Annotated in this window: 17 protein-coding genes; all 17 read left to right on the forward strand. The window is 62.1% G+C overall.

Annotated elements, in window-relative coordinates:
- Positions 1-257: 257 nt before the first annotated feature.
- The 17 genes from NKI35_RS20995 (at position 258) to NKI35_RS21075 (ending at position 15,336) form a co-directional block, all read left to right on the forward strand.
- Positions 258-623 (forward strand): NADH-quinone oxidoreductase subunit A, encoded by a 366-nt coding sequence (locus NKI35_RS20995; protein ID WP_023670825.1) that lies wholly within the window; start codon positions 258-260, stop codon positions 621-623.
- Positions 614-1,195 carry a NuoB/complex I 20 kDa subunit family protein gene (locus NKI35_RS21000; RefSeq protein ID WP_023670824.1) on the forward strand — a complete coding sequence of 194 codons (582 nt, stop codon included), beginning with the start codon at positions 614-616 and terminating at the stop codon, positions 1,193-1,195. Before NKI35_RS20995 ends, NKI35_RS21000 begins: the two co-directional genes overlap by 10 nt.
- Positions 1,196-1,199: 4 nt before the next feature.
- Positions 1,200-1,805, forward strand: a complete 606-nt coding sequence (locus NKI35_RS21005) for an NADH-quinone oxidoreductase subunit C (RefSeq protein WP_352741378.1) — start codon at positions 1,200-1,202, stop codon at positions 1,803-1,805.
- A 9-nt stretch (positions 1,806-1,814) separates the two neighbouring features.
- On the forward strand, positions 1,815-3,005 hold the full coding sequence (locus NKI35_RS21010) for an NADH-quinone oxidoreductase subunit D (protein ID WP_023670822.1): 1,191 nt from the start codon (positions 1,815-1,817) through the stop codon (positions 3,003-3,005).
- Positions 3,006-4,337, forward strand: a complete 1,332-nt coding sequence (locus NKI35_RS21015; RefSeq protein WP_352741379.1) for an NADH-quinone oxidoreductase subunit E — start codon at positions 3,006-3,008, stop codon at positions 4,335-4,337.
- Complete coding sequence (locus NKI35_RS21020; RefSeq protein ID WP_023690953.1) at positions 4,337-4,540, forward strand: hypothetical protein; 204 nt, start codon at positions 4,337-4,339, stop codon at positions 4,538-4,540. Before NKI35_RS21015 ends, NKI35_RS21020 begins: the two co-directional genes overlap by 1 nt.
- A 3-nt stretch (positions 4,541-4,543) precedes the next feature.
- The gene (gene nuoF / locus NKI35_RS21025) at positions 4,544-5,848 is read left to right on the forward strand and encodes an NADH-quinone oxidoreductase subunit NuoF (protein ID WP_023670819.1); all 1,305 of its coding nucleotides are present in this window, start codon (positions 4,544-4,546) and stop codon (positions 5,846-5,848) included.
- Positions 5,849-5,920: 72 nt separating this feature from the next.
- Positions 5,921-6,613: a helix-hairpin-helix domain-containing protein gene (locus tag NKI35_RS21030; RefSeq protein ID WP_023830502.1), complete on the forward strand. Its 693-nt coding sequence runs from the start codon at positions 5,921-5,923 to the stop codon at positions 6,611-6,613.
- Positions 6,614-6,624: 11 nt separating this feature from the next.
- Positions 6,625-6,906, forward strand: coding sequence for a pentapeptide repeat-containing protein (locus tag NKI35_RS21035; protein ID WP_352741380.1), 282 nt, complete (start codon positions 6,625-6,627; stop codon positions 6,904-6,906).
- Entirely contained in the window at positions 6,906-8,987 is a 2,082-nt protein-coding gene (gene nuoG, locus NKI35_RS21040) for an NADH-quinone oxidoreductase subunit NuoG (RefSeq protein WP_352741381.1), read from the forward strand. Before NKI35_RS21035 ends, nuoG begins: the two co-directional genes overlap by 1 nt.
- Before the next feature lie 2 nt (positions 8,988-8,989).
- The gene (gene nuoH, locus NKI35_RS21045) at positions 8,990-10,033 is read left to right on the forward strand and encodes an NADH-quinone oxidoreductase subunit NuoH (protein ID WP_023685202.1); all 1,044 of its coding nucleotides are present in this window, start codon (positions 8,990-8,992) and stop codon (positions 10,031-10,033) included.
- Positions 10,033-10,524: an NADH-quinone oxidoreductase subunit NuoI gene (gene nuoI, locus NKI35_RS21050; RefSeq protein WP_023685203.1), complete on the forward strand. Its 492-nt coding sequence runs from the start codon at positions 10,033-10,035 to the stop codon at positions 10,522-10,524. The genes nuoH and nuoI overlap by 1 nt, the downstream gene beginning before the upstream one ends.
- A gap of 123 nt (positions 10,525-10,647) precedes the next feature.
- Complete coding sequence (locus NKI35_RS21055) at positions 10,648-11,268, forward strand: NADH-quinone oxidoreductase subunit J (RefSeq protein WP_023690957.1); 621 nt, start codon at positions 10,648-10,650, stop codon at positions 11,266-11,268.
- Between the two features lie 2 nt (positions 11,269-11,270).
- Positions 11,271-11,531 carry a hypothetical protein gene (locus NKI35_RS21060; protein ID WP_023670811.1) on the forward strand — a complete coding sequence of 87 codons (261 nt, stop codon included), beginning with the start codon at positions 11,271-11,273 and terminating at the stop codon, positions 11,529-11,531.
- Between the two features lie 7 nt (positions 11,532-11,538).
- On the forward strand, positions 11,539-11,847 hold the full coding sequence (nuoK, locus tag NKI35_RS21065) for an NADH-quinone oxidoreductase subunit NuoK (RefSeq protein WP_023670810.1): 309 nt from the start codon (positions 11,539-11,541) through the stop codon (positions 11,845-11,847).
- 10 nt (positions 11,848-11,857) lie between these two features.
- Positions 11,858-13,831, forward strand: coding sequence for an NADH-quinone oxidoreductase subunit L (gene nuoL, locus NKI35_RS21070; protein ID WP_352741382.1), 1,974 nt, complete (start codon positions 11,858-11,860; stop codon positions 13,829-13,831).
- Positions 13,831-15,336: an NADH-quinone oxidoreductase subunit M gene (locus NKI35_RS21075; protein ID WP_023670808.1), complete on the forward strand. Its 1,506-nt coding sequence runs from the start codon at positions 13,831-13,833 to the stop codon at positions 15,334-15,336. The genes nuoL and NKI35_RS21075 overlap by 1 nt, the downstream gene beginning before the upstream one ends.
- Position 15,337 lies beyond the last annotated feature (1 nt).

The following is a 15,337-nucleotide window of genomic DNA, read 5'->3' on the forward strand; positions in this document are numbered from 1 at the left end:
GAGATGTGTCAGGAGACAAAAGTGGAGTGAAAGATGAAGGAAATCAAACAGGAGGAGATCGGACCAGTTTTTCCCGGCCTGCCGTCCAGCACTGTCTTTTGAACAAGGTTTGACTTGCTTCGCTGAAAGCCGTGCGCTAACCCTCGCCGCGTTGCAGCAAAGGCACCTAAAACGGTTCAGCGGTTAAACTGTCGCGCTTCCGCATTAGGGTTGGTTGCTGTAATCAAAGTGGATTGGCCGCCAACGGAAAGCCGAGCATGAACGTACTCCTCAGTTCATACCTGCCCATCGTCCTCTTCATCGCCGTGGCCGCGGTTGTAGGCCTGGCGCTTATCATCGCGCCGTTCCTGGTGGCTTATCGCAATCCCGATCCGGAGAAGCTTTCCGCCTACGAGTGCGGGTTCAACTCGTTCGACGATGCCCGGATGAAATTCGACATCCGCTTCTACCTGGTGTCAATCCTGTTCATCATCTTCGATCTGGAAGTGGCCTTCCTGTTTCCGTGGGCGGTGTCGTTCTCGAAGATCGGCATGCTCGGTTTCTGGTCGATGATGGTGTTTTTGGCGGTGCTGACCATCGGCTTTGCCTATGAATGGAAAAAAGGAGCGCTGGAATGGGATTGAACGACAGTTCCGGAACGCTCGTCGCGCCGAAGCCCAAAGGCCTGATCGACCCCAATACCGGACGTCCGGTCGGTTCCGACGATCCGTTCTTCCTCGAGATCAACAATGAACTGGCCGACAAGGGTTTTCTGGTCACCTCGACCGAGGCGCTGATCACCTGGGCACGCAGCGGCTCGCTGATGTTCATGACCTTCGGTCTAGCCTGCTGTGCCGTCGAGATGATCCACACCTCGATGCCGCGCTATGATTCTGAAAGGTTTGGCGTGGCTCCTCGCGCGTCGCCGCGCCAGTCCGACATCATGATCGTGGCGGGAACGCTGACCAACAAGATGGCCCCGGCTTTGCGCAAGGTCTACGACCAGATGCCGGAGCCGCGCTACGTCATCTCGATGGGCTCCTGCGCCAATGGCGGCGGCTATTATCACTATTCCTATTCGGTGGTGCGCGGCTGCGACCGCATCGTGCCGGTCGACATCTATGTGCCCGGCTGCCCGCCAAGCGCCGAAGCGCTGCTCTACGGCATTCTTCTCCTGCAGAAGAAGATCCGCCGCACCGGCACGATCGAACGGTAGACCCATGGCCGCACCCCTGAGCGAACTGTCGACCTATCTCGGCGAAAAGCTGCCGGGCCGCGTCACCGATGCAGTGCTTGCCTATGGCGAACTGACGATCTCGGTTGCTACAGACAATCTGATCGAGGTGACAAGCTTCCTGCGTGACGATTCGGGCTGCCAGTTCATTTCGATCATCGATATCTGCGGCGCCGACTACCCGTCGCGCGTCAAGCGTTTCGATGTCGTCTATCATCTGCTGTCGCCGAAGCAGAATTTGCGCATCCGCATCAAGGTGCAGGCCGACGAAGAGACGCTGGTGCCGTCGCTCACCGCTGTCTATCCCGGCGCCGACTGGTATGAGCGCGAAGCCTACGATCTCTATGGCGTGCTGTTCTCCGGCCATCCGGACCTGCGCCGCATCCTCACGGATTACGGCTTCGAGGGCCATCCCCTGCGCAAGGACTTCCCGCTGACAGGTTTCGTCGAGGTGCGCTACGACGACGAAGCCAAGCGCGTGATCTACGAGCCGGTGGAATTGAAGCAGGAATTCCGCAATTTCGATTTTCTTTCGCCATGGGAAGGGACGGATTACGTCCTACCTGGGGACGAAAAAGCCAAGACGAATTGAGGCGCCAGAATGGCTGAAACCTCCGTCCGCAACTTTAACATCAACTTCGGACCGCAGCACCCTGCGGCGCACGGTGTTTTGCGTCTTGTGCTGGAGCTGGACGGCGAGGTCGTGGATCGCGTCGATCCGCATATCGGCCTACTCCATCGCGGCACCGAAAAGCTGATCGAGCACAAGACCTATCTGCAGGCGGTGCCCTATCTCGACCGGCTCGATTATTGCGCTCCGATGAACCAGGAGCATGCCTTCGCGCTCGCCACCGAGCGGTTGCTCGGCATCGAAGTGCCGAAGCGCGGCCAGTTGATCCGCGTGCTCTATTCCGAGCTCAGCCGCATCATGTCGCACATCCTCAATGTGACGACGCAGGCGCTGGATATCGGCGCGCTGACGCCGCCGCTGTGGGGTTTTGTCGAACGCGAAAAGCTGATGGTGTTTTATGAGCGCGCTTCCGGTTCGCGCATGCACGCGGCCTATTTCCGTCCGGGCGGTGTGCACCAGGATCTGCCGGCGAAGCTGGTCGAGGACATCGGCAAGTGGATCGACCCGTTCCTGAAGTCGCTTGACGACCTCGACAAGCTGCTTACCGGCAACCGCATCTTCAAGCAACGCAATGTCGATATCGGTATCGTGTCGCTTGCCGACGCCTGGGCCTGGGGTTTTTCCGGCGTCATGGTGCGCGGCTCGGGTGCTGCCTGGGATTTGCGCAAGTCGCAGCCCTATGAATGCTATTCCGAGATGGATTTCGACATCCCGATCGGCAAGAACGGCGACTGCTACGACCGTTATCTCGTGCGCATGGAAGAAATGCGCCAGTCGGCCAAGATCATGCGTCAGTGCGTCGACCTTCTGCTCGGCAAGGAGAGCACCGGGCCGGTGTCGAACCTCGACGGCAAGGTGGTGCCGCCCAAGCGCCAGGCGATGAAGCGCTCGATGGAAGCGCTGATCCATCATTTCAAGCTCTATACTGAGGGTTACCGCGTGCCGGCCGGCGAGGTCTATGCCGCGGTCGAGGCGCCGAAGGGCGAGTTCGGCGTCTATCTCGTCTCCGACGGCACCAACAAGCCCTACCGCTGCAAGCTGCGCGCGCCCGGCTTCGCGCATCTGCAAGCCATGGATTTCCTCTGCCGTGGCCACATGCTGGCCGACGTCACTGCCGTCCTGGGTTCCCTCGACATCGTGTTTGGTGAGGTCGATCGCTAAATGTCAGTCCGCCGTCTCGCAGAAGCAAGCGTCCAGCCAGCCACCTTCTCCTTCAACCGGGCGAATGCGGCGGTTGCGAAGCAATGGATCAAGAAATATCCGAAGGGCCGGGAGCAGTCGGCGATCATTCCCTTGCTGATGATTGCGCAGGAGCAGGAAGGCTGGGTCACCAAGGCGGCGATCGAGACGATTTCGGACATGCTCGGCATGCCGCGCATTCGCGGCCTCGAAGTCGCGACCTTCTACACGCAGTACCAGCTCAATCCGGTCGGCACGCGCGCGCATATCCAGGTCTGCGGCACCACGCCCTGCATGCTGCGCGGCTCGGAAGCGCTGATGGATGTGTGCCGCTCGAAAATCCATCACGACCAGTTCCACACCAACGAGAAGGGCACGCTGTCGTGGGAGGAAGTCGAATGCCTCGGCGCCTGCGTCAACGCGCCGATGGTGATGGTCTTCAAGGATACGTTCGAGGATCTGACGCCCGAGCGGCTGGCCGAAATCATCGATCTTTACGATGCGGGCAAGGGCGCCTCGGTTCCCACGGGACCGCAAAACGGCAGAACCGGCTCGGAGCCGGCGCCTGGCCTGACGACGCTGAAGAGCGAAAAGGCGATCCTCAAAGCAACGCGCGACAAGGAAGCCAGGGCCGCGAGCAAGGCTGCCCACGCGGCGCCCGACGCAATCATTGCGGCGCCTGTTCCGGCTCCTGCCGCTCCTGCAGCGCCCGCCCCGGTCGCGCCATCCAACGCCGGCAAACCGAAAACCGATGCGCCGGAAACCAGCTCGGCGTTGACGTCGCCCTCCAGGGCCAAGGTTGCACCGGCGGCGGAAACAGCGGCGAGCGTCCCGGCGCCCCTGCATTCGGCCGCCAACGCCAACGCCGCGGCGCCTGAAGTCGAGAAGGTCGCCAAGCAGCGTAATGGCCCGAAGACCACCGCCACGCCGGCAACTGCCTTCACTGCGCCGGAATTCAAGGCGCCAGCGGTCAAGGCCGCGGTGGCCCCGGCCGTCAAGGCGCCGGCAGCCAGGCCCGCAAAGCCGTCGCTCGAGGACAAGAACCGTCCGGCCGGAATCGACAGGCCGGCTGCGGTCGACGATCTCAAGCTGATCTCGGGCATCGGCCCGAAGATCGAGGGCATCCTTCATTCGCTTGGCATCTTCACCTTCACACAGGTCGCATCCTGGAATAAGGCCGAGCGCGACTGGGTGGATGGATATCTCGCTTTCCAGGGCCGCATCGAGCGCGACGACTGGGGCAAGCAGGCCAAGGCGCTCGCCAAGGGCGGCGTCGCCGAATACATCCGCGTCTTCGGCAAGGAGCCACGTTGATGGCTGAAGCGCAAAGCACCGGATCTTTGCTGACGCTGCGCAGCATTGTCATCGGCGTTGTCTGCATCGCTGCTGCCAACATCCTTCTGGAGGGGCTTCGGCGCCTCGTCGAATTGCCGTTTTCGGATACCCTGGAATCGATGGCCGCGACCGGCATGGGCGTGCTGGTGTGGTTCTCGATCGTCTTGCGGGGAAAGAGGTAAGTCATGCTGGCTGACAAAGACCGCATCTTCAACAACATCTACGGCCTGTTCGATAAGTCGCTGGCCGGCGCCATGGCGCGCGGCGCCTGGGACAACACGCCCGGCATCATCGCCAAGGGGCGCGAGTGGATCGTCAACGAGATGAAGGCGTCAGGCCTGCGCGGCCGTGGCGGCGCCGGTTTCCCGACCGGGCTGAAATGGTCGTTCATGCCCAAGCAGAGCGACGGAAGGCCGAGCTATCTCGTTGTCAACGCCGACGAATCCGAGCCCGGCACGTGCAAGGACCGCGATATCCTGCGCAACGATCCGCACACGCTGGTCGAGGGCTCGTTCATCGCCGGCTTCGCCATGGGCGCGGTCGCCGCCTACATCTATGTGCGCGGCGAGTTCATCCGCGAGCGCGAAGCGCTGCAGCGCGCCATCGACGAGGCCTATGAGGCCAGGCTGATCGGCAAGAACAACACGTCCGGATACGATTTCGACATCTACATGCACCACGGCGCCGGCGCCTACATCTGCGGCGAGGAAACAGCGCTGCTCGAAAGCCTCGAAGGCAAGAAGGGCCAGCCCCGGCTGAAGCCGCCATTCCCAGCCAATGTCGGCTTGTACGGTTGTCCGACAACCGTGAACAATGTCGAGTCCATCGCGGTCGCGCCGACCATTTTGCGCCGCGGCGCGGCCTGGTTCTCGTCCTTCGGCCGGCCCAACAATGTCGGCACCAAGCTGTTTTGCATCTCGGGCCACGTCAACAATCCGTGCACCGTCGAAGAGGCGATGTCGATCCCGTTCCGCGAGCTGATCGAAACCCATTGCGGCGGCATTCGCGGCGGCTGGGACAATCTCCTGGCGGTCATTCCGGGCGGCGCTTCGGTGCCGCTGGTGCCGGCCGAGCAGATCATCGATGCGCCGATGGATTTCGATGCGCTGCGCGACCTGAAATCGGGTCTCGGCACGGCGGCTGTCATCGTCATGGACAAGTCGACCGATATCGTGAAGGCGATCGCCAGGCTGTCCTATTTTTACAAGCATGAGAGCTGCGGCCAGTGCACACCGTGCCGCGAAGGCACCGGCTGGATGTGGCGGGTGATGGAGCGGCTGGTGCGCGGCGAGGCGCAGAAGCGCGAGATCGACATGCTGCTCGACGTCACCAAACAGGTGGAGGGTCATACGATCTGCGCGCTGGGCGATGCCGCGGCATGGCCGATCCAGGGCCTGATGCGGCATTTCCGCGGCGAGGTGGAGCGGCGCATCGACGAGTTTTCGCGCAACGCGCACCGGGCCGAACCGGTGATGGTGGCTGCTGAGTAGATTGAAATCGGGCGCAAGCCCCGGACGGAAATATAGGGGCGGGGCTGACGAAGAAACGACCAGGAGATGTCTATGGCGCCCTATTCGAACCCTTTGATGCCCAATTTGGACCAGCTTGAGAAGATGAACCAGGATTTGACAAGGATGATGCCGAAGGAGATGGCCAGCGCCGTCAACCTTCTCGCGCATCCTGTCGCTGGTGCCGCCGCCATGTCGGCGCTGGGCTTCGGCCTTGCCAACCATGCCTTTGGCGTGTGGCTAGGCGCCTTGTCGGGTGCTGCCGAGGCATCGCAGCGGATTTTCCAGCCGATCATCGACGATTTCGAACAGCGCAGCCAAGGGTTCGCCGAGACCGCCCCCGCCACCAAGGCGCGCGCGGCGACCAGAACCCTGATCGCCGAGGCGCAGAGTTTTGCCCAGGATGTGACCGATATTGCCGCTCTCACCGTCGATGCCGAGCCGGAGAAGACCGAGGCCGTCGCCGAAGGCGCGACGATCGGATTGATGCCGGAGGATTTCAGACAGCCCAAGGCCGTGGCTCGTCCGGCCAAGCCGTCGGATCTCAAGGCGATCACCGGCGTTGGGCCGAAGCTGGAAAAGGTGCTGAACGGCCTCGGCATCTGGACCTTTGCCCAGATCGCCGCCTGGGCGCCAGAAGAGATCGCCTGGGTCGAGGACTACCTGTCGCTCACCGGCCGTATCGGCCGCGACGAGTGGACCCGCCAGGCCGCGGCGCTGACGCTGGCCGCCAAGGCGAAGAAGTAGGGGTGGCAGGCATGGAGATCCACGACAGGAGCGATGTTCTCGATGTGCGCAATGCCATCGTCAGCAACTCCAGATTTGACGATGTGAACTTGTCGAACACGCAGTTTCACAACGTCGACCTGTCGGCGGCCGTTGTGGAGGACGCGAACCTCTCGAACGCGTTTTTCAGCAAGGTGAATATGAGCAATTTGAAGATAGAAAACGCTGAAGTCGCCGGCATGATGATCAATGGCATCAGGCTGAGCGATCTGTTTCAGGCATATGAGACGGCGCAGACCGCCGGGGGCAATTGATGGCAAAGCTCAAGGTCGACGGGAAAGAGATCACTGTACCCGACCACTACACGCTGCTGCAGGCAGCCGAGGACGCCGGCGCGGAAGTGCCGCGCTTCTGCTTCCATGAGCGGCTGTCGATCGCCGGCAATTGCCGCATGTGCCTGATCGAGGTGAAGGGCGGGCCGCCCAAACCGCAGGCCTCCTGCGCCATGAATGTGCGTGACCTGCGTCCGGGTCCGAATGGCGAGGCGCCTGAAATCTTCACCAACACGCCGATGGTCAAGAAGGCCCGCGAAGGCGTGATGGAATTCCTTTTGATCAACCATCCGCTGGATTGCCCGATCTGCGACCAGGGCGGCGAATGCGACCTGCAGGACCAGGCGATGGCCTTCGGCGTCGATTCCTCGCGCTATCACGAGAACAAGCGCGCGGTCGAAGACAAATATATCGGCCCGCTGGTCAAGACGGTGATGAACCGCTGCATCCACTGCACGCGCTGCGTTCGCTTCACCACGGAAGTTGCGGGCATTTCCGAGCTTGGCCTGATCGGCCGCGGCGAGGATGCCGAGATCACCACCTATCTCGAAAGCGCCATGACCTCCGAGCTGCAGGGCAATGTCATCGACCTCTGCCCGGTCGGCGCGCTGACCTCCAAGCCTTTCGCCTTTCAGGCACGGCCGTGGGAGCTGACCAAGACAGAATCCATCGACGTCATGGACGCCGTCGGCTCGGCAATCCGCGTCGACAGCCGTGGCCGCGAGGTGATGCGCATCCTGCCGCGCGTCAATGAAGCGGTGAACGAGGAGTGGATTTCCGACAAGACCCGCTTCATATGGGACGGATTGCGCACGCAGCGCCTCGACCGCCCCTATGTCCGCAAGGACGGAAAGTTGGCGCCGGCCAGCTGGGCCGAAGCGTTCGTTGCGATCAGGGATGCGGTGTCGAGTGCTGCGCCCGAGAAAATCGGCGCGATTGCGGGCGATCTTGCCGCCGTCGAGGAAATCTACGCACTGAAGCAGCTTATGGCTGCGTTGGGCTCAAGGAACACCGATTGCCGCCAGGACGGCGCCGCACTCGATCCGGCGCTCGGCCGCGCCAGCTACATCTTCAACCCCACCATCGAGGGCATCGAGCAGGCCGACGCGGTGCTGATCATCGGCGCCAATCCGCGCTTCGAGGCCTCGGTGCTCAATGCCCGCATCCGCAAGCGCTGGCGGATCGGCAATCTGCCGGTCGGCGTCATCGGCGAGGTCGGCGACACGCGTTACGACTATGAACAGCTCGGCGCCGGTCCGGAGTCGCTGAAAGACCTGGCCGATGGCAACGGCAAGTTCTTCCAGGTGCTGAAGAAGGCGACGCATCCGCTGATCATCGTCGGCCAGGGCGCACTATCGCGTGCCGACGGCGCGGCGGTGCTCGGCCAGGCGGCGAAACTCGCCACGGCCGTGAACGCTGCCCGCGCCGACTGGAACGGCTTTGCCGTGCTGCACACTGCGGCCGCGCGCGTCGGCGGTCTCGATGTCGGCTTCGTGCCTGGCAAGGGCGGCAAGAACGTTGCCGGCATGCTGGGGGAGAGCGAGGTTCTGTTCCTGCTCGGCGCCGACGAGATCGACATGTCCAAGACCGGCGGCGCCTTCGTCGTCTATGTCGGAACGCATGGCGACGCCGGTGCGCACCGCGCCAATGTCATCCTGCCGGGAGCCGCCTACACCGAAAAGTCCGGCACCTATGTCAACACCGAGGGACGCGTGCAGCAGACCAACCGCGCGGGCTTCGCGCCGGGCGACGCGCGCGAAGACTGGGCCATCCTGAGGGCATTGTCCGATGTGCTCGGCAAGAAACTGCCATTCGATTCGCTGCAGCAACTGCGCGCCAAACTCTATGGCGAATATCCGCATCTCGCCCGTATCGACCATGTTGTCTCAGGCAACCCCGACGACATCGCCAGGGTGGCGAAGCTCGGCGGGCGGCTGAACAAGGGCACTTTCACCTCGCCGGTCACGGATTTCTATCTGACCAACCCGATTGCGCGGGCCTCCGCCGTCATGGCGGAATGCTCGGCGCTGGCGAAAAACGGCTTCAGGCAGGCGGCAGAGTAGACATGGACACCTTCTTCTCCTTCTACGTGCTGCCGACGCTGATCATCCTTTTAAAGTCGGTCGTGCTGATCGTCGTTTTGCTGATCGGGGTTGCCTACCTGCTTTACGCCGACCGCAAGATCTGGGCGGCGGTGCAATTGCGCCGCGGCCCGAACGTCGTCGGCCCGTGGGGCACGCTGCAGGCTTTCGCCGATCTGCTGAAATTCGTCTTCAAGGAACCGGTCATTCCGTCCGGCGCCAACAAGGGCGTGTTCCTGCTGGCGCCGCTGGTGTCGGCCGTGCTGGCAATCTCAGCCTGGGCGGTCATTCCCGTCAATGCGGGCTGGGGGATCGCCAACGTCAATGTCGGCATCCTCTACGTCTTCGCCATCTCCTCGCTCGAGGTCTACGGCGTGATCATGGGCGGCTGGGCGTCCAACTCGAAATACCCGTTCCTCGGCGCGCTGCGCTCGGCGGCGCAGATGGTGTCCTACGAAGTCTCGATCGGCTTCGTCATCGTCACCGTGCTGCTCTGCGTCGGCTCGCTCAACCTGTCGGACATCGTGCTGTCGCAGCAGGATGGGCTGGGCACCAAGCTTGGCCTGCCCAACAGCTTCCTCGACTGGCACTGGCTGGCGCTGTTCCCGATGTTCGTCATTTTCTTCATCTCGGCGCTGGCCGAGACCAACCGCCCGCCCTTCGACCTGGTGGAAGCCGAGTCGGAACTCGTCGCCGGCCATATGGTCGAATACTCCTCGACGCCGTTCCTGTTGTTCTTCCTCGGCGAATACGTCGCCGTGGTGATGATGTGCGCGCTGGCCACCATCCTGTTCCTCGGCGGCTGGCTGCCGCCCTTCGACTTCGCCCCCTTCACCTGGGTGCCCGGCGTGATCTGGTTCGTGCTCAAGATCTGCCTGATGTTCTTCATGTTCTCGATGGTGAAGGCCTTCGTGCCGCGCTACCGCTACGACCAGCTGATGCGGCTGGGCTGGAAAGTCTTTCTGCCGATCTCCCTGTTCATGGTCGTTGCCACCGCGGCCTTCCTCAAAATCACGGGGTTTGCGTGATGTCCGCTTTTGGCCAGGCCGCAAAATCGCTGCTGCTGCAGGATTTCGTCAGCGCCTTCTTCCTGTCGATGCGCCAGTTCTTCGCGCCGAAGGAGACGATCAACTATCCGCACGAGAAAGGGCCGACCAGCCCGCGCTTCCGGGGCGAGCATGCTTTGCGCCGTTACCCCAATGGCGAAGAGCGCTGCATCGCCTGCAAATTGTGCGAAGCGATCTGTCCGGCGCAGGCGATCACCATCGAGGCCGGCCCGCGCCGCAATGACGGCACGCGCCGCACCGTGCGCTACGACATCGATATGGTGAAGTGCATCTATTGCGGCTTCTGCCAGGAAGCCTGCCCGGTCGACGCCATCGTCGAGGGGCCGAATTTCGAGTTCGCGACGGAGACGCGCGAAGAGCTTTACTACGACAAGGACAGGCTGCTGGCGAATGGCGACCGCTGGGAGCGCGAACTGGCGCGCAACATCTCGCTGGACTCGCCCTACCGCTGACATTTGACGCATGGACGGGGCGAGGGGCCTCGTCTAAGGACAACGCAACTTGCCGGCCGGAGGCGGTCGCAGAAGTCAAACAGGACGGATGTCCTGTTTGGACAGGAACCCGGGGGATCCCCAATGCTGAGTGGACTAGAGGCGGCCTTTTTCTACCTCTTCGCCTTTGTCGCGGTGGCGTCGGCCTTCATGGTCATTTCGTCGCGCAACCCCGTGCATTCCGTGCTGTTCCTGATCCTGACCTTCTTCAACGCCGCCGGCCTGTTCATGCTGACCGGCGCCGAGTTCCTGGCGATGATCCTGCTTGTCGTCTATGTCGGCGCGGTCATGGTGCTGTTCCTGTTCGTCGTCATGATGCTCGATGTCGACTTCGCCGAGATGAAGGAAGGCGCCCTGCAATATGCGCCGATCGGCGCGCTGGTCGGGCTGATCCTGGCGGCCGAGCTGATCGTGGTGCTCGGCGGCTACACCTTCGCGCCGCAACTGGCCTCGACGGTCTCCAAACCCATCCCGGATCTTGCCGCGCGGACAAACACCGCAGCACTCGGCGACATCCTCTATACGGACTACCTCTACTACTTCCAGATTTCGGGCCTCATCCTGCTGGTCGCCATGATCGGCGCCATCGTCCTGACGCTGCGCCACAAGGAAGGGGTCAAGCGGCAGTCGATCGCAGCCCAGGTCGGCCGCACGCCGGCGACAGGCATGGAAATCCGCAAGGTCAAGTCAGGCGAGGGGCTCTGACGATGTTCGGTCGTTTGAAGAAAAAATACTGGGGAGAGCAGGTTGCCTCTTGGCGGGTTGATTCGACTGAGAAGGCCTGGGTATTCGTCTGGAATCGCGACGGGAATCTTACGCTGAACATCAAGAGCGAAGATTTCACATACGTTCAGGGGGCAGGCCGGAATGATGCAACAGTTATCTTCGAGCCTTCTGCCATAGACAGCCTTTTGGACGCCATCGTATCCGCGCGTTCAATGATTCAACAAATGCCGGGAAAGGTTTGATCTGGCCATGGTCGTCGGCATCGCACATTACCTGACCGTATCGGCGATCCTGTTCACGCTGGGCGTGTTCGGCATCTTCCTGAACCGCAGGAACATCATCGTCATCCTGATGTCGATCGAGCTGATTCTTTTGGCGGTCAACATCAATTTCGTTGCCTTCTCGGCGGCATTGGGCGATCTCGTCGGCCAGGTGTTTGCCCTGTTCGTGCTGACGGTCGCCGCCGCCGAAGCGGCCATCGGTCTTGCCATTCTCGTCGTCTTCTTCCGCAACCGCGGCTCGATCGCGGTCGAAGACGTGAACCAGATGAAGGGTTGACGGGGCTAACATGTATCAAGCGATCGTCTTCCTTCCGCTGCTCGGCTTCCTGATCGTCGGTCTGTTCGGCAATTCGCTGGGCGCCAAGGCATCGGAATACATCACCTCGGGCTTCCTGGTGATCTCGGCCGTGCTGTCCTGGGTCGCCTTCTTCTCCGTCGGCTTCGGCGAAGGCGAGGTGTTCACCGTGCCGGTACTGCGCTGGATCCAATCCGGCGGCTTGGACGCGTCCTGGGCGCTCAGGATCGACACGCTGACGGTGGTCATGCTGGTGGTGGTCAACACGGTGTCGGCGCTGGTCCACATCTATTCGATCGGCTACATGCACCACGATCCGAACCGGCCCCGCTTCTTTGCCTATCTGTCGCTGTTCACCTTCGCCATGCTGATGCTGGTGACGGCCGACAATCTGGTGCAGATGTTCTTCGGCTGGGAAGGGGTGGGTCTCGCCTCCTATTTGCTGATCGGCTTCTGGTACAAGAAGCCGTCGGCCAATGCCGCTGCGATCAAGGCCTTCGTCGTCAACCGCGTCGGCGATTTCGGCTTTGCGCTCGGCATTTTCGGCGTCTTCGTTTTGTTCGGCTCGGTCAATCTCGGCACCATCTTCGCCAATGCCGCGACGTTCATTCCGGCCGAAGGCGCACCACAAGGCGCCGCCGTGCTGACCTTCCTCGGCTATGCGCTGGACAAGCAGGCGGCCATGACCATCGTCTGCCTGCTGCTGTTCATGGGCGCCATGGGCAAGTCGGCGCAGGTGCCGCTGCACACCTGGCTGCCGGACGCCATGGAAGGCCCGACGCCGGTTTCCGCGCTGATCCATGCCGCCACCATGGTGACCGCCGGCGTGTTCATGCTGGCCCGCCTGTCGCCGCTGTTCGAACTGTCGCATTCGGCGCTGACCGTGGTGACCTTCATCGGCGCCTTCACCGCCTTCTTCGCGGCGACCGTCGGCCTGGTCCAGAACGACATCAAGCGCGTCATCGCCTATTCGACCTGCTCGCAGCTCGGCTACATGTTCGTCGCGCTCGGCGTCGGCGCCTATGGCGCGGCGATCTTCCATCTGTTCACGCATGCCTTCTTCAAGGCGCTGCTGTTCCTGGGCTCCGGCTCGGTCATCCATGCCGTGTCCGACGAGCAGGACATGCGCAAGATGGGTGGCCTGCGGAAGCTCATTCCGAAGACCTACTGGATGATGGTGATCGGCACGCTGGCACTGACCGGCGTCGGCATTCCGGTGACCGTCATCGGCACCGCCGGCTTCTTCTCCAAGGATGCCATCATCGAGGCTGCCTTTGCCGGCCACAATTCGGTCGCCGGCCTCGCTTTCGTGCTGCTGGTCATCGCCGCCTGCTTCACCTCCTTCTACTCCTGGCGGCTGATCTTCATGACCTTCCACGGCGAGCCGCGGGCGAGCCACGACGTCATGCACCATGTCCATGAATCGCCGCCGGTGATGCTGGTGCCGCTGTTCATCCTGGCCGCGGGCGCGCTGTTTGCCGGCGTTATCTTCCATGGTGCCTTCATCGGCGAAGCCTATGCCGAATTCTGGAAGGCGTCGCTGTTCACGCTGCCGGACAACCACATCCTGCACGACATCCATGAATTGCCGCTGTGGGTCGAGCTGGCACCGTTCGTCGCCATGGTCATCGGCTTTGCAGTCGCCTGGAAGTTCTACATCCGCTCGCCGGAACTGCCCCGGAGTGTCGCCGCCAACCATCGGCTGCTGTATGCCTTCCTGCTCAACAAATGGTACTTTGACGAGCTCTACGACGTCCTGTTCGTGCGGCCGGCAAAGGCGCTGGGCAGGTTCTTGTGGAAGACCGGCGACGGCACCATCATCGACGGGCTCGGTCCTGACGGCATTTCGGCGCGCGTCGTCGACGTCACCGACCGCGTCGTCAAGCTGCAGACCGGCTATCTCTATCACTATGCCTTCGCCATGCTGATCGGCGTGGCCGCACTCGTCACCTGGATGATGCTCTGATGACCGCCTGGCCAATCCTCTCGCTGGTCACCTTCCTGCCGCTCGTAGGTGTGCTGCTGATCCTGTTCATCAGGGATGACAGCCCGAATGCGCGTCGCAACATCCGCGCCATCGCGTTCACGACGACGGCGGCCACCTTCATCATCTCGCTGTTCATCTGGACCGGCTTCGACAATTCGCAGGCCGGCTTCCAGTTCGTCGAGAAGTTTGCCTGGCTGGATTCCGGCATCTCCTACCATATGGGCGTCGACGGCATTTCGATGCTGTTCGTCATCCTGACGACGTTCCTGATGCCGCTCTGCATCCTGGCGTCGTGGGAAGCGATCGACAAGCGCGTCAAGGCCTACATGATTGCCTTCCTGCTCTTGGAAACGCTGATGATCGGCGTGTTCTGCGCGCTCGACATCGTGCTGTTCTACGTCTTCTTCGAGGCCGGCCTGATCCCGATGTTCATCATCATCGGCGTCTGGGGCGGCAAGCGCCGCGTCTATGCCTCGTTCAAGTTCTTCCTCTACACGCTGGCCGGCTCGGTGCTGATGCTGCTCGCCATCATGGCGATGTTCTTCCAGGCGGGCACCACCGACATCCCGACGCTGCTGACCCACAACTTCCCGGCCCACATGCAGACATGGCTATTTCTGGCCTTCTTCGCCTCCTTCGCGGTGAAGATGCCGATGTGGCCGGTGCACACCTGGCTGCCCGATGCGCACGTCGAAGCGCCGACGGCGGGCTCGGTGATCCTGGCGGGCATACTGCTGAAAATGGGCGGGTACGGCTTCCTGCGCTTCTCCCTGCCGATGTTCCCGCTGGCGTCGGAAATGTTCGCGCCGCTGGTGTTTACGCTGTCGGTCGTCGCCATCATCTACACCTCGCTGGTGGCGCTGATGCAGGAGGACATGAAGAAGCTGATCGCCTATTCCTCCGTCGCCCATATGGGCTTCGTCACCATGGGCATCTTCGCCATGAACCAGGAAGGCGTGCAGGGCGCGATCTTCCAGATGCTGAGCCACGGCCTCGTCTCGGGCGCGCTGTTCCTGTGCGTCGGCGTCATTTACGACCGCATGCACACGCGCGAGATCGACGCCTATGGCGGCTTGGTCAACAACATGCCGAAATACGCCACGGTGTTCCTGATCTTCACCATGGCCAATGTCGGCTTGCCGGGCACGTCAGGTTTCGTCGGCGAGTTCCTGACCATGCTCGGCGTGTTCCGGGTCAACACCTGGGTGGCTTTCTTCGCCGCCACCGGCGTCATCCTGTCGGCGGCCTACGCGCTCTGGCTCTACCGCCGGGTGATCTTCGGCGCGCTGACCAAGGAAAGCCTGAAGGGCCTGCTCGATCTGTCGACGCGCGAGAAGGCAATCATCTACCCGCTGGTCGTGCTGGTCATCTTCTTCGGCGTCTATCCCGCTCCCGTCTTCGATGCCACGGCTCAGTCGGTCAAGGCGCTCGTCACCAATGTCACCGCATCCATCGGCGCCGCGCAGACCGCGGCGGCGAACTGAC

Source organism: Mesorhizobium sp. M0676, assembly GCF_040320535.1.
Taxonomy (GTDB): Bacteria; Pseudomonadota; Alphaproteobacteria; order Rhizobiales; family Rhizobiaceae; genus Mesorhizobium.